18 protein-coding genes and 1 tRNA gene are annotated in these 12,017 nt (G+C 29.4%); 15 read left to right on the forward strand and 4 right to left on the reverse strand.

Features of this window, described 5'->3' with window-relative positions; genetic code table 11:
- The first annotated feature begins 1 nt into the window (after nucleotide 1).
- The 6 genes from L1S33_RS05365 (at nucleotide 2) to L1S33_RS05390 (ending at nucleotide 3,494) form a co-directional block, all read left to right on the forward strand.
- Complete coding sequence (locus L1S33_RS05365; protein ID WP_240553153.1) at nucleotides 2-238, forward strand: hypothetical protein; 237 nt, start codon at nucleotides 2-4, stop codon at nucleotides 236-238.
- A 153-nt stretch (nucleotides 239-391) separates the two neighbouring features.
- Nucleotides 392-1,348 (forward strand): methylenetetrahydrofolate reductase [NAD(P)H], encoded by a 957-nt coding sequence (gene metF, locus L1S33_RS05370; protein WP_240561530.1) that lies wholly within the window; start codon nucleotides 392-394, stop codon nucleotides 1,346-1,348.
- 143 nt (nucleotides 1,349-1,491) lie between these two features.
- The gene (gene trxA, locus L1S33_RS05375) at nucleotides 1,492-1,809 is read left to right on the forward strand and encodes a thioredoxin (protein WP_072556790.1); all 318 of its coding nucleotides are present in this window, start codon (nucleotides 1,492-1,494) and stop codon (nucleotides 1,807-1,809) included.
- A 66-nt stretch (nucleotides 1,810-1,875) separates the two neighbouring features.
- On the forward strand, nucleotides 1,876-2,799 hold the full coding sequence (locus tag L1S33_RS05380; RefSeq protein WP_262914335.1) for a DUF58 domain-containing protein: 924 nt from the start codon (nucleotides 1,876-1,878) through the stop codon (nucleotides 2,797-2,799).
- Between the two features lie 53 nt (nucleotides 2,800-2,852).
- Nucleotides 2,853-2,926, forward strand: a tRNA-Asp gene (locus tag L1S33_RS05385).
- Nucleotides 2,927-3,005: 79 nt separating this feature from the next.
- A complete protein-coding gene (locus L1S33_RS05390) occupies nucleotides 3,006-3,494 on the forward strand; it encodes a dihydrofolate reductase (RefSeq protein WP_240553148.1) in 489 nt (162 codons plus the stop codon).
- On the opposite strand, the gene L1S33_RS05395 is transcribed toward L1S33_RS05390, so the two are convergent.
- The gene (locus L1S33_RS05395) at nucleotides 3,491-3,922 is read right to left on the reverse strand and encodes a DUF6146 family protein (protein ID WP_240553147.1); all 432 of its coding nucleotides are present in this window, start codon (nucleotides 3,920-3,922) and stop codon (nucleotides 3,491-3,493) included. The two genes, L1S33_RS05390 and L1S33_RS05395, sit on opposite strands and share 4 nt — an antisense overlap.
- Nucleotides 3,923-4,009: 87 nt before the next feature.
- Between L1S33_RS05395 and L1S33_RS05400 the strand changes: the two genes are divergently transcribed.
- Nucleotides 4,010-4,573, forward strand: coding sequence for a DNA-3-methyladenine glycosylase I (locus L1S33_RS05400; protein WP_240561531.1), 564 nt, complete (start codon nucleotides 4,010-4,012; stop codon nucleotides 4,571-4,573).
- The gene (locus L1S33_RS05405; protein ID WP_240561532.1) at nucleotides 4,570-5,370 is read left to right on the forward strand and encodes a hypothetical protein; all 801 of its coding nucleotides are present in this window, start codon (nucleotides 4,570-4,572) and stop codon (nucleotides 5,368-5,370) included. The genes L1S33_RS05400 and L1S33_RS05405 overlap by 4 nt, the downstream gene beginning before the upstream one ends.
- 2 nt (nucleotides 5,371-5,372) lie before the next feature.
- Here the strand turns inward: L1S33_RS05405 and L1S33_RS05410 are convergent, their stop codons facing one another.
- On the reverse strand, nucleotides 5,373-5,582 hold the full coding sequence (locus L1S33_RS05410) for a hypothetical protein (RefSeq protein WP_237267398.1): 210 nt from the start codon (nucleotides 5,580-5,582) through the stop codon (nucleotides 5,373-5,375).
- 76 nt (nucleotides 5,583-5,658) lie between these two features.
- Between L1S33_RS05410 and L1S33_RS05415 the strand changes: the two genes are divergently transcribed.
- Together L1S33_RS05415 and L1S33_RS05420 are read left to right on the forward strand one after the other, a co-directional pair.
- The gene (locus tag L1S33_RS05415) at nucleotides 5,659-6,381 is read left to right on the forward strand and encodes an SDR family NAD(P)-dependent oxidoreductase (RefSeq protein WP_240561533.1); all 723 of its coding nucleotides are present in this window, start codon (nucleotides 5,659-5,661) and stop codon (nucleotides 6,379-6,381) included.
- A gap of 9 nt (nucleotides 6,382-6,390) precedes the next feature.
- Nucleotides 6,391-6,777 carry a nucleoside triphosphate pyrophosphohydrolase family protein gene (locus tag L1S33_RS05420; RefSeq protein WP_240561534.1) on the forward strand — a complete coding sequence of 129 codons (387 nt, stop codon included), beginning with the start codon at nucleotides 6,391-6,393 and terminating at the stop codon, nucleotides 6,775-6,777.
- Here L1S33_RS05420 and L1S33_RS05425 read toward each other — a convergent pair.
- Together L1S33_RS05425 and L1S33_RS05430 are read right to left on the reverse strand one after the other, a co-directional pair.
- On the reverse strand, nucleotides 6,774-7,010 hold the full coding sequence (locus L1S33_RS05425; RefSeq protein ID WP_240553199.1) for a hypothetical protein: 237 nt from the start codon (nucleotides 7,008-7,010) through the stop codon (nucleotides 6,774-6,776). The two genes, L1S33_RS05420 and L1S33_RS05425, sit on opposite strands and share 4 nt — an antisense overlap.
- A gap of 61 nt (nucleotides 7,011-7,071) precedes the next feature.
- Nucleotides 7,072-7,413, reverse strand: a complete 342-nt coding sequence (locus L1S33_RS05430; RefSeq protein WP_240561535.1) for a hypothetical protein — start codon at nucleotides 7,411-7,413, stop codon at nucleotides 7,072-7,074.
- 200 nt (nucleotides 7,414-7,613) lie between these two features.
- On the opposite strand from L1S33_RS05430, the gene L1S33_RS05435 reads away from it, so the two are divergent.
- The 5 genes from L1S33_RS05435 to L1S33_RS05455 are packed head-to-tail and all read left to right on the forward strand — an operon-like array spanning nucleotide 7,614 to nucleotide 12,017.
- Entirely contained in the window at nucleotides 7,614-8,693 is a 1,080-nt protein-coding gene (locus L1S33_RS05435; RefSeq protein WP_240561536.1) for a sensor histidine kinase, read from the forward strand.
- Complete coding sequence (locus L1S33_RS05440) at nucleotides 8,683-9,399, forward strand: LytR/AlgR family response regulator transcription factor (protein WP_240561537.1); 717 nt, start codon at nucleotides 8,683-8,685, stop codon at nucleotides 9,397-9,399. The genes L1S33_RS05435 and L1S33_RS05440 overlap by 11 nt, the downstream gene beginning before the upstream one ends.
- A 34-nt stretch (nucleotides 9,400-9,433) precedes the next feature.
- Entirely contained in the window at nucleotides 9,434-10,513 is a 1,080-nt protein-coding gene (locus L1S33_RS05445; protein WP_240561538.1) for a diphosphomevalonate/mevalonate 3,5-bisphosphate decarboxylase family protein, read from the forward strand.
- Between the two features lie 27 nt (nucleotides 10,514-10,540).
- Nucleotides 10,541-11,035 (forward strand): toxin-antitoxin system YwqK family antitoxin, encoded by a 495-nt coding sequence (locus tag L1S33_RS05450; RefSeq protein WP_240561539.1) that lies wholly within the window; start codon nucleotides 10,541-10,543, stop codon nucleotides 11,033-11,035.
- 55 nt (nucleotides 11,036-11,090) lie between these two features.
- Nucleotides 11,091-12,017: a mevalonate kinase family protein gene (locus L1S33_RS05455; protein WP_240561540.1), complete on the forward strand. Its 927-nt coding sequence runs from the start codon at nucleotides 11,091-11,093 to the stop codon at nucleotides 12,015-12,017.

Raw genomic sequence — 12,017 nt, forward strand, 5'->3', positions numbered from 1 at the left:
TATGGAATTTATAGAATTAACATTAGGTAGTTATATCATTTCTCATGGTTATGATAAAAATAATAAGGAGCTTGTTGTACATATTCCTGCGGAAAAGTTTGGTAAAAAATTAATTGCAGTTTCTAGAATTAAATCTCTAAGTGAGAAATATATTCTTACAGATTATGTAGATGGAAGATGGATATATTGGGAATATCAGGAAGATTTTGATGAAGTAAAAAAGCTACTAAGTAAGTAGCGTTAGCGATTGAAACGGCATCCTTTTTATTTGTTTCTTCGAGCGAAGTGGAGAAGTTGTCAAATAAAAAGATATAGTGTAAAGCGCGACCCTTGTGGTAACTCCAAAAAAAATAAAGAGTTTTAAATAGATACTGAAACAAATTCAGCATAAATGAAAATTACAGAACACATAAAAAAAGCAAACGGAAAAACATTGTTTTCATTTGAAATTATTCCGCCTAAAAAAGGAAATAACATTCAAGATTTATATAAAAATATAGATCCGTTAATGGAATTTAAACCGCCATTTATTGATGTAACAACTTCTAGGGAAGAGTATGTCTATTTAGATAAAGGAAATGGTTTATTGGATAGAAAAATAACCAGAATGCGCCCTGGAACGGTTGGTATTTGTGCAGCAATTAAGCATAAATATGATGTAGATACTGTGCCACATGTTCTGTGTGGAGGTTTTACAAAAGAGGAAACGGAATATGTTTTGGTAGATTGTCATTATCTTGGGATAGAGAATGTTATGGCGTTGAGAGGTGATGCAATGAGTCATCAAAAATATTTTGAACCTTCTAAAAACGGGAATCATTATGCGAAAGATTTGGTTGAGCAAATTCAGAATTTAAATTGTGGAAAATATTTACATGATGTAATTGAAGCAAATCATAAATCTGATTTTTGTATCGGAGTAGCAGGTTATCCTGAGAAACATTTAGAAGCACCTTCTTTACAAACGGATTTAAAGCGCTTAAAAGAAAAAGTAGATGCAGGCGCAGATTATGTAGTTACACAGATGTTTTTTGACAATCAAAAATATTTTCAGTTTGTCGAAGCTGCTAAAAAAGTAGGAATTAATGTGCCAATAATTCCAGGAATTAAACCGTTAGCTGTAAAAAGACATTTGCAATTATTGCCACAGGTTTTTAAAATAGATTTACCTGAAGATTTAATAAATGAAGTAGAACTTTGTAAAACGAATAAAGATGTTAGAGAAGTTGGTGTAGAATGGGCAATTCAACAATCTAAAGAATTATTAGAAACAGGAGCTCCGGTTTTACATTATTATTCTATGGGTAAAAGCGATAATATTCATAAAATTGCTTCTTCAATTTTTTAATTATTTATAGGAACTATTGTTTGTAAGGATAGAATCCTTTGATAGACAGATAAGCAAAAGTAATTTTGATAAAATTGTTTTGGCAAAATATTTGCTTACTTTTGTATAGTAAAACTAGAATAACAATTTAAAATATAAATAAAATGGCATTAGAAATTACAGACGCAACTTTTGAAGATGTAGTATTAAAATCTGACAAACCAGTATTAGTTGATTTTTGGGCAGCTTGGTGTGGACCTTGTAGAATGGTTGGACCAATTGTAGATGAAATTAGTACAGAATACGACGGTAAAGCAATTGTTGGAAAAGTAGATGTAGATGCAAATCAAGAATTTGCAGCAAAATACGGAGTACGTAATATACCAACTGTTTTAATCTTTAAAAACGGAGAAGTTGTAGATAAACAAGTAGGTGTTGCACCTAAAAATGTTTATACAGGTAAAATTGATGCTGCTATTTAGTAGTATTAAAACTTTATAATTTATAAAAGGTTTGGCTAACGTCAAACCTTTTTTTATTTTGGTAGTATGATAAATTTATCCGAAGTTAAATCATCAGAAATAAAAAACTTAGACATACTTGCTAAACAAGTTGTTGAAGGTTTTATAACAGGAATGCATAAAAGTCCGTTTCACGGATTTTCAGTTGAGTTTTCTGAACATAAATTGTACAATAAAGGCGAAAGTACACGTCATATTGATTGGAAACTATTTGCCAAAACAGAAAAATTATATACCAAAAAATACGAAGAGGAAACTAATTTACGCTGTCATATAATTGTAGATAATTCAGCATCAATGCATTATCCAGTTGTGAAAAAGCAAACAATAGATAATCTAAATAAAATAGGATATGCTGCAGTTGCAGCAGCTTCTTTAATGGAAATATTAAAGCGTCAGAGAGACGCTGTAGGTTTAAGTGTGTATTCTGATAGTTATGAATTTTACGCTCCAGAAAAAGGAAGTGAGCGCCATAGAAAGATGTTGTTAAATCAATTAGAGCAATTATTAATTTCAGAATCTACTGCTACAACAGAAACATATCAATATTTACATGAAATAGCAGAAAATATTCACAGACGTTCTTTAATTTTCTTATTTACAGATATGTTTCAAACAACAAAAGATAAAGAAGAGATGTTTGAAGCGCTTCGTCACTTAAAATTTAACAAACATGAAGTAGTTTTGTTCCATACTTATGATGGAAAGACAGAATTTAACTTTGATTTTGACAGTGCTCCCAAAAAATTTGTAGATCTTGAAACAAAAGAAGAAATAAATTTATATTCAGAAAACATACAAGAACAATACAAAGAATCTGTTTCAAGTTATTTTAATGAATTGAAAAATAGTTGCTTACAATATAAGATAGATTATGTTCCTGTAGATATCAATAAAGGATTTAAAGAAGTTTTAGCAACTTATTTAATAAGTAGGCAAAAAAATATATAATTTTCTTTGGAGAACTAAAAAACAAGTGTATATTTGCATCCGCTAATAGCAACGGTCTGGTAGTTCAGCTGGTTAGAATGTCGCCCTGTCACGGCGAAGGTCGCGGGTTCGAATCCCGTCCAGACCGCTAAAAAAGCAAATTTAATCCTTAACAATCTGTTTTTCAGAAAGTTAAGGATTTTTTACTTTAAAATACATTCCTAAATATGATTACAATAATTGCAGCTTTTGGAAAAAACTATGAACTTGGTAAAGACAATGACTTAATTTGGCATTTACCAGCAGATTTAAAACGTTTTAAAAGAACTACTACAGGTCATCATATCTTAATGGGACGAAACACGTTTGAATCGATAGGTAAGCCGTTACCAAACAGAACTTCGGTAATTATTACTAGAAATGATAATTATTTTATGGACGGTTGTTTGGTTGCAAACAGTTTAGAAGAAGCAATTGACTTGGCAGAAGGTAATAACGCTTTTATAATTGGTGGAGCACAAATTTACAAGCAAGCATTGGAATGTGATTTAGTAGATAAGTTAGATGTAACTATTGTACATGAAAACTTTGAAGCAGATGTGTATTTTCCGGAAATTGATTTAAAAATTTGGGAAGAAACTGCTCGAGAAGATTTTAAAGCAGATGAAAAGAATAAGCACGATTATAGTTTTGTAACTTTTACAAAAAGAAATTAACGTACTTGTCTTCTATTTCCAAGACCTAAACTCATATTGTATTTGCGTTGCGCAAATAAAAAGTAGTTAAATAACTTATAGTTTACATCGTAACCATAATCTACCGTAGATTGGTAGTCAATTATGTTTTCGTAGATATTTGGGTTGAATCTCGACGGATTATTCACTCTCATATTCCAATTAGTAACAAATATTCTGTTTCTATTTTCTAAATAGGTTTGAGAATAATATCCTGGAGGAAAAGCAGTAGCGTTTAGGTAAGCTGTAAAACCAATATCCATAATTATAATTTGATACTCTAAACTGTCATTTGCAATAACAACAGGTTCTTCTTTTACTTCGGAAGAATTGTTTATTGGAGCTGCACCACATGAGTATAGTAAAATTCCAATAGAGAAAAAGGTTAGAATATATTTTAGAGCTTTCATAATCAAACTGTTTATACTCTATAAAGTTGCAAAAATTATTCCGTTTTTCATAGAATTTTAACTAAATTTCAATTTTAAAAATATAAAATGGATAAAAAACGATGCTTTTGGGTTAATAGTGATCAACTTTATATTGATTACCACGATAAAGAATGGGGAACACCTGTTTATGATGATAAAACATTGTTTGAGTTTTTAATTCTTGAAACTTTTCAAGCAGGTTTAAGTTGGATTACAATTCTAAAAAAAAGAGAAAACTTTAGAAAAGCATTTGATGATTTTGATTATCAGAAAATAGCACTTTATTCTGATGAAAAATACGATTCCTTATTGCAAGATACCGGAATAATAAGAAATAAATTGAAAGTAAAAAGTGCTATTACAAATGCGAATTTATTTATGGAAATTCAAAAAGAATTCGGCTCTTTTTCAAAATTTATTTGGAGTTATGTAGATGACAAACCAATTGTAAATACGTTTCATAAAAGAGAAGATGTTCCTGCAACGACAGCATTGTCAGATAAAATATCTAAAGATTTAAAAAAACGTGGATTCAAATTTGTGGGTTCAACAGTAATGTACGCGTATATGCAAGCTGTTGGTATGGTTAATGATCACACAACAGATTGTTTTCGATATAAAGAAATATGATTTTTCTTAAATTATTGTTTCACGTATTTATTTTTCTATTGCTAACTATAGCAACGCAAATTGGTGGTGTCATTTATTTGGTTTCTCTTTTTTTAGTAAAAAAGAATTCTGAAAAGAAAGCTTTAAGAAGGTTCTTGTATTTTTCCATTATTTACTTAATAGCTACTTTTATTATTGTCCCAAATATTTCGCCTTTTTTTGGGAGAGAAAAAATTAAAGAAAGTGAAGTTCTTCAAGCACATTCTTTCTTTTATAAATTGGCAAATAGAAATTATGTAAAGCCAGAATTGAATACTGTAATTTCTAAAATTGCGATAGATTTTTCAACTAAAAATAAAGGAATAAAATTAATATATCTTGATGCAAATTTTCCATTTTTTGATAAGTTTCCATTGCTTCCGCATTTAAGTCATAACGATGGAAAGAAGATTGATATATCTTTCGTTTATGCAACAAATGAAGCGTTATCTAATAAAAAACCATCAATAAGTGGTTATGGGGTTTATGAAAATTCTACAACAAAAGAATTTAATCAAACTGAATTTTGTAAAGATAAAGGTTATTGGCAGTATGATTTTCCAAAGTATTTAACTTTAGGAACTATAAATAAAGACATCGCTTTTTCAAATAAAGCTAATAAAGACTTGATTGAAATATTAGTGAATCAAAAGGAAGTAGGTAAAATATTTATTGAACCACATTTAAAAAATCGATTAAATTTATCGAGCGATAAGATTAGATTTCATGGCTGCGGAGCAGTAAGGCATGACGATCACATTCATTTTCAATTAAAGTAATATTAAAAAATATACTTCGATAAAATTAAAACAGCAATTGTAGTAATTAATGCAATTCCTACATATTTAGCAGTGTTTTTATAGTGAATTGAGTGACTTTTAGCATCTTTTATATAGCTAAAAATCATAAAACCAACAAAAACTATAATAAAGCAAATTGCAAAAACAATTCTTCCTGTTGTAAACATTTTAGTGGCAATAAGTAAACTCATAAGGTTATTAATAGTAATTAACAAAACGCGTTAAAAAACGTTATGTTTAGTATTTTTAGCAAAATTACGATATTATATGAATAAAGCTATTGTATTTGGAGCAACTTCTGGAATTGGATATGAATTAACTAAAATTCTGGTTCAAAATAATTACAAAGTAGCCATTACGGGACGAAGATTAGAGAAACTTGAGGAGCTTAAAGCAGAGTTTCCATCGCAAATTGTAATCAAGCAAAACGATATTCAACAAATAGAAGACCTTGAAAAAGTGTTTTTTGAAATTGTTGATGAGTTTAAAACAGTTGATTTAATTGTGCAATCTTCGGGAGTTGGTTTTGTAAATCCGAAGTTAGAATGGGGCAAAGAAGAGCAAACCATAAATACCAATGTTTTAGGAGTTACAAAATTGTATACTTTGGCATATAATTTATTCAGAAAACAGCAATTTGGACATTTGGTGGGTATTTCTTCCATAGCTTCCATTAGAGGAAATAGGTCTTCACCAGTTTATTTTTCATCTAAAGCCTATCAAAAAGCATATTTAGAGAGTTTGTATTTTAAAACAAAAACTATAAAATCTAAGAAAGTATTTATTACCGATATTAGACCTGGTTTTGTTGATACACCAATGGCTTTAGGAGAAGAGATTTTCTGGATGGTTCCGGTAGAAAAAGCAGCAAAACAAATTTACACAGCAATTAAAAAGAAAAAAAGAGTAGCCTATATTTCTAAGCGATGGCTTTTGGTAGCTTGGGCTTTAAAAATTATGCCAGCAAGAATTTTAAAACAATTTACATAAAATATAAAAATGAAGAACAAAATAAAAGCAGTACACGATTTTCATACAGCATTCAAATTAAATATTCAAAATAACCCAACAGTAGCAATTTCTGAAGACAGAAAAAAGTTACGTTTTGAGTTGATGAAAGAAGAAAATGAAGAGTATTTAGAAGCGGCAGAAAATAACGATTTAGTTGAGGTTGCAGATGCACTTGGAGATATGCTGTATATTTTATGCGGAACAATTATAGAACACGGAATGCAAGATAAAATTGAAGAGGTTTTTAATGAAATTCAGCGTAGTAATATGAGTAAACTAGGCGAAGACGGAAAGCCAATTTACAGAGAAGATGGGAAAGTTTTAAAAGGTCCAAATTATTTTAAACCCAACATTAAAGAAATTTTAGAAAACTAATCGGCCAATTCGCCACGATGAGGTTTTAGCGCATCTCTAAAAGTTTTCATGTCTTTTTCATCAATAGTGATAAAAGCAGAAAATAACATTGGATTTTTCTCTTGAATATCAATTTCATGAAAAGATAAACTTTCAATTTGAGCAAATTCTTTTAAATGAATGGTGTGGTGTTTTGCAGTTTCTTGTGCATCTTCACCTCTAAAATCCCATAATAATTTTATTTTTCGCATAATGCAAAAATACTCATTTCAGTAATTGAAATGAGTATTTTTTTATCGAATCAAAAAATCAATATTATTTTTCTTTTAATGTCAATCCAATTAAGCCTAAACGCGCAATTAAGAAAGCAACCATTCCGAAAGTAGGAGATAACATTCCAATTTTTAATCCACCAGCAAGAACAGGAGTTGCTATGTCACCTGCCATTGAAATAGCATCTAAAGCACTAATCATTCCAATCATAAAGCCTAGAAAACCCCAGATTAAAGCAAATAAACTTACATGTTTAATTAATTTTCTTGTTTTATTGTTAGCGTCACCTTTTAAAAAGGTTTTAATAATTAAGGCTACACAAACAAGTAAGCATAATAAGATTGTGTACATAAATAATGGACCGCCTTCAGATAAAAAATTCATAATAAATAGTTTTAAAGTTAATATGTTTCAAATGTAAATTAAGAAAGTACTTTTTAATATTTTATTCGACTATTGACTTATTTTTAAGTAAAAATAACAGTTTTAAGTCTAATTTTAGAAAAATGGTTACTTATCTACAAAATCCTGAATTTTGTCGCAAAAGTCCATAAATGTTTCTAAAAAAATAGATATTGCAAGCTATGAAAAAAAGCACACCAATTTTAACAGTATTAATTACAGTAGCAATTCATTTGTGCTTTTGGGTTGGTATCTATTTTTTCTACAATTATTTTTTAGGTTACGGAAGTAATAATGTTGAGTATATAAATAGGTTTTCATTATTTTTAATGCCCATAACCATAGTTGTAAGCTATTTTTTCTTGTACTATTTAGTGCCAACCTATTTGGTTAAAAAGCAACAAAACCTCTTTGTTTTATATAGTATCTACACATTTATTGTTTCGTACTTTTTTGTGGTGGTTTCAATTTTCTTTGGATTAATTTTTTCTGATTATCTAAAATCGGAAGATATAACTCCAATTACAAAAGGATTTTTGTTCATTATACTTGGTGTTTATTTTGTGATTTTTATAGTAATTACTTTTGGTATGTTTATCCATAATTATAAACAGAGCATTAAAAACGAAGACTTAAAAAACAAATTTTTACAAACGCAGTTACAACTAAAAGAACAGGAGTTAAAGTTCTTGAAAATGCAAATTCATCCACATTTTTTGTTCAATTCGTTAAATACAATTTATGGTTTTGCGCTAAAAAAGGCAGATAAAGCTCCAGAAATGATTTTAAAATTATCTAACTTATTAGACTATATTTTATATCAAGTTGAAAAACCTGCGGTGCTTTTACAAGACGAAATAGATCATTTAAAAGATTACGTTTCTTTAGAGAAAATGAGGTTTCATGACACTTTAGAAGTACAGATTTCTGAAGAAGGAAATGCTAAGAATGTGCAAATTGCACCGATGTTGTTAATTCCGTTTGTAGAAAACAGCTTTAAACACGGAGCCATAATTGACGGAAAACTAAATGTTACTATTTCAATAATTATAGAAAACGGATTTCTATTCTTTAAAATTACTAATTCTACTTCGCAAGAAGTAATAAATGAAATAGGTATTGGATTAGAAAACATAAAGAAGAGATTAGAAATGTTGTATCCAAACGGGCATCAATTAAAAATTGAACAAGAAAATCAATTGTTTGTTGTAGCTTTAAAAATGAAAATTAATAGTTTAAATATCTTGAAAAATGACTACTAAAATAACCTGCGTAATTGTAGATGATGAGCCAGTTGCAAGAGATGTTTTAGAATCTTTTGTAGAGAAAATTCCGAATTTGAAGTTAATAAAGAGTTGTAAAAATGCTATGGAAGCTTTTCAAATAATGAACACTCAAAAAGTAGATTTATTTTTTCTTGACATTAATATGCCAGAAATATCTGGATTGTCTTTGGCTAAGTCTATTCCGAAGAAAACAAAAATAATTTTTACAACTGCATATAGAGAATACGCCGTAGATGGTTTTGATTTACAAGCGGTAGATTACCTGTTAAAACCCATTGCTTTTGATCGTTTTTTGCAAGCAGTAAATAAGTTTTTTGAAACAACAGTTGCAGGTAAAGTTGGATTTGAAAAAGAGGATGTAATTGAGAAAAATGATTTTATTTTTGTGCGTTCAGAGCGTAAAATGGTTAAAATTAATTTCGATGAAATCTTATTTATTGAAAGTTTGAGTGATTATATTAAAATCACTTTACAAAACAGTGTAGTTGTTACTCGAGAAACCATTTCTAATATTGAAAGTAAGTTGCCTGTTGCAAAATTTATGAGAACGCACAGGTCTTTTATAATTTCGCTGCCTCAAATTACTTCTTATACCAATGAATTTATTGAAATTGGCAAGAAAGCAATTCCAATTAGTAGAAGTTACAAAGAAACCGTTTTACAAAAATTAGCAGAAGTGTAGGCTAAATTCTATCTTTACAGCAAAATTTAAGACGTTGAATACATCAGAATTTATATTTTCTTCGGAAGTAAAGCAAGTAGAAAAGTTTTCGGCAAAATGGCAAACGCCAAGTAATATTGCATTGGTAAAATATTGGGGGAAAAGTGAACCGCAAATACCAAAGAATGCTTCTATAAGTTTTACATTGAACAATTGTCATACCAATACTACAATTGATTTTCAGAAGGTTTCTAGAAATGAAAAAGCAGATTTCGAATTGTTTTTTGAAGGAAAAAAGAAAGACGATTTTAAGCCTAAAATTGCTAAATTCTTTGAGAGAATTCAACAATATTGTCCTTATATTTTAGACTATAAAATGACAATTTCTTCGGAAAATTCTTTTCCACACAGTAGTGGAATTGCTTCTTCTGCAAGTGGAATGAGTGCAATTGCTATGTGTTTATTGAGTTTAGAAAAAGCATTAAATCCAGATTTATCTTCAGAATTCATCAATAAAAAAGCATCATTTTTAGCACGTTTAGGTTCTGGAAGTGCAAGTAGAAGTATTGAAGGACCTTTGGTTGTTTGGGGAAATCATCCAGAAATTGAAGGAAGTTCAGATTTATTTGGTGTACAATTTCCGCACAAAGTAGCACCAATTTTTGATGATTATCAAGATGTAATTTTATTAGTTGATAAAGGAGAAAAACAAGTTTCTTCAACAGTTGGACATAATTTAATGCATAATAATCCGTATGCAGAAAGCAGGTTTACACAAGCAAATGATAATTTAGCAAAACTGTCTAAGATTCTTCAAAATGGAGAAATTAAAGAGTTTATAAGCTTGGTAGAAAGTGAAGCATTAACGTTGCATGCAATGATGTTAATGAGTAATCCGTACTTTATTTTAATGAAACCGAACACATTAGAAATCATTAATAAAATTTGGAAATATAGAGCAGAAACCAATAGTAATATCTGTTTTACATTAGATGCAGGCGCAAATGTACACGTGCTTTTTCCTTCGGAAGAAAAAGAAAATGTGCTTCAATTTATTGATAATCAATTGTCTAAATATTGTCAAAACGGACAGTTTATAGCAGATTCGGTAGGATTTGGCGCAAAAAAGTTGTAAATTACTTCGCAAATAAATCCCACTATTATGAAAAATTCTACATTTTTAGTACTGCTATTTATTGGGTTTTTAACAACATCAGTAACTGCTCAAGAAACAATTTGGTTAGATGCTAATTGGCAAAAAACAACCAAAGATAAAGCTGAATTTTACAGACCAGCTCCACAACCAAAAGACAATGGATTTTGGATTGTAGATTACTATAAAGACGGTACAAAACAAATGGAAGGTTTTAGTACTACTAATGGTTATGATAATGAACAATTTGAAGGACTGGTACAATATTATTTTCCGTCTGGTAAACTATCCCATTCGCTTAATTTTTCTAAAGGAAAATTAGAAGGGAATAGAAAAGAATTTCATGAGTCTGGAGAACTTAAAGAGCATGCAAAATACAAAGATGGTAAGCGAAACGGTATCTTTAAATCATATTATAAAAACGGAAAAATAGAATCTAGAGGTAAATATAGCAACGGAGAAAAGGTTGGTGTATGGAAAACTTTCTATAAAAACGACTATTAATCAGTGAATTAATTAATATTAATCAGTATTTTTGTATAAAATTATTTGAAATTAGATGAAAGGTCCACTTTTTTACGCTAAAATTTTACTCTTCGGAGAATACGGAATTATTAAAGATTCTAAAGGATTAGCAATTCCATTCAACTCATATAAAGGCGCACTAAAATCAGTGCAAAATTTATCTGGTGAAGCTAAAAAGTCTAACGAAAGTTTAGCTAAGTATTACACGTATTTAGCGGGTTTAGATACGGATCTTGTTTCATTTAATTTAAGTGATTTAAAGAAAGATATTGATAACGGAATGTATTTCGATTCTTCGATACCACAAGGTTACGGAGTTGGAAGTTCCGGTGCTTTAGTTGCATCTATTTACGATAAATATGCAGCAGATAAAATTACAGTTTTAGAAAACTTAACAAGAGATAAATTGTTAGTTTTAAAACAAGTTTTCTCTTTAATGGAATCTTTTTTTCACGGTAAAAGTTCTGGTTTAGATCCTTTAAACTCTTATTTAAGTTTACCAATCCTTATCAATTCAAAAGAAAATATTGAAGCTGCAGGAATTCCATCTCAAAAAGAAGGAAAAGGAGCAGTTTTCTTATTAGATTCTGAGCAAGTTGGTGAAACAGAACCTATGGTTTCTATCTTTATGAATAAGATGAAAAACGAAGGTTTTAGAAAAATGATTAACGAAGAGTTTGCAACGTATACAGATGCTTGTATAGAAGATTTCTTAAAAGGAAATGTAAAATCGCTTTTTGGTAATGTTAAAAGTTTATCTAAAATTGTTTTAAAGAACTTTAAACCAATGATACCAACAGCTTTTCATAAAGTTTGGGAAAAAGGAATTACAACCAACGATTATTACCTTAAACTTTGCGGTTCTGGTGGCGGAGGTTATATTCTTGGTTTTACTGAAGACTATGAAAAAGCTCAAAAAAGTTTGCAAGATTATAAATTAGAATTGGTGTATCGATTCTAA

It is taken from the genome of Tenacibaculum aquimarinum, assembly GCF_022478115.1.
Classification (GTDB): domain Bacteria; phylum Bacteroidota; class Bacteroidia; order Flavobacteriales; family Flavobacteriaceae; genus Polaribacter; species Polaribacter aquimarinum_A.

Bases quoted from the DNA above. Each gene is read 5' to 3' on its own strand.
- L1S33_RS05450 (WP_240561539.1), top strand. From the start codon at position 10,541: ATGAAAAATTCTACATTTTTAGTACTGCTATTTATTGGGTTTTTAACA.
- trxA (WP_072556790.1), top strand. From the start codon at position 1,492: ATGGCATTAGAAATTACAGACGCAACTTTTGAAGATGTAGTATTAAAA.
- L1S33_RS05435 (WP_240561536.1), top strand. From the start codon at position 7,614: ATGAAAAAAAGCACACCAATTTTAACAGTATTAATTACAGTAGCAATT.
- L1S33_RS05430 (WP_240561535.1), bottom strand. From the start codon at position 7,413: ATGAATTTTTTATCTGAAGGCGGTCCATTATTTATGTACACAATCTTA.
- L1S33_RS05455 (WP_240561540.1), top strand. From the start codon at position 11,091: ATGAAAGGTCCACTTTTTTACGCTAAAATTTTACTCTTCGGAGAATAC.
- L1S33_RS05405 (WP_240561532.1), top strand. From the start codon at position 4,570: ATGATTTTTCTTAAATTATTGTTTCACGTATTTATTTTTCTATTGCTA.
- L1S33_RS05365 (WP_240553153.1), top strand. From the start codon at position 2: ATGGAATTTATAGAATTAACATTAGGTAGTTATATCATTTCTCATGGT.
- L1S33_RS05400 (WP_240561531.1), top strand. From the start codon at position 4,010: ATGGATAAAAAACGATGCTTTTGGGTTAATAGTGATCAACTTTATATT.
- L1S33_RS05410 (WP_237267398.1), bottom strand. From the start codon at position 5,582: ATGAGTTTACTTATTGCCACTAAAATGTTTACAACAGGAAGAATTGTT.
- L1S33_RS05415 (WP_240561533.1), top strand. From the start codon at position 5,659: ATGAATAAAGCTATTGTATTTGGAGCAACTTCTGGAATTGGATATGAA.
- L1S33_RS05395 (WP_240553147.1), bottom strand. From the start codon at position 3,922: ATGAAAGCTCTAAAATATATTCTAACCTTTTTCTCTATTGGAATTTTA.
- L1S33_RS05420 (WP_240561534.1), top strand. From the start codon at position 6,391: ATGAAGAACAAAATAAAAGCAGTACACGATTTTCATACAGCATTCAAA.
- L1S33_RS05440 (WP_240561537.1), top strand. From the start codon at position 8,683: ATGACTACTAAAATAACCTGCGTAATTGTAGATGATGAGCCAGTTGCA.
- L1S33_RS05380 (WP_262914335.1), top strand. From the start codon at position 1,876: ATGATAAATTTATCCGAAGTTAAATCATCAGAAATAAAAAACTTAGAC.
- L1S33_RS05390 (WP_240553148.1), top strand. From the start codon at position 3,006: ATGATTACAATAATTGCAGCTTTTGGAAAAAACTATGAACTTGGTAAA.
- metF (WP_240561530.1), top strand. From the start codon at position 392: ATGAAAATTACAGAACACATAAAAAAAGCAAACGGAAAAACATTGTTT.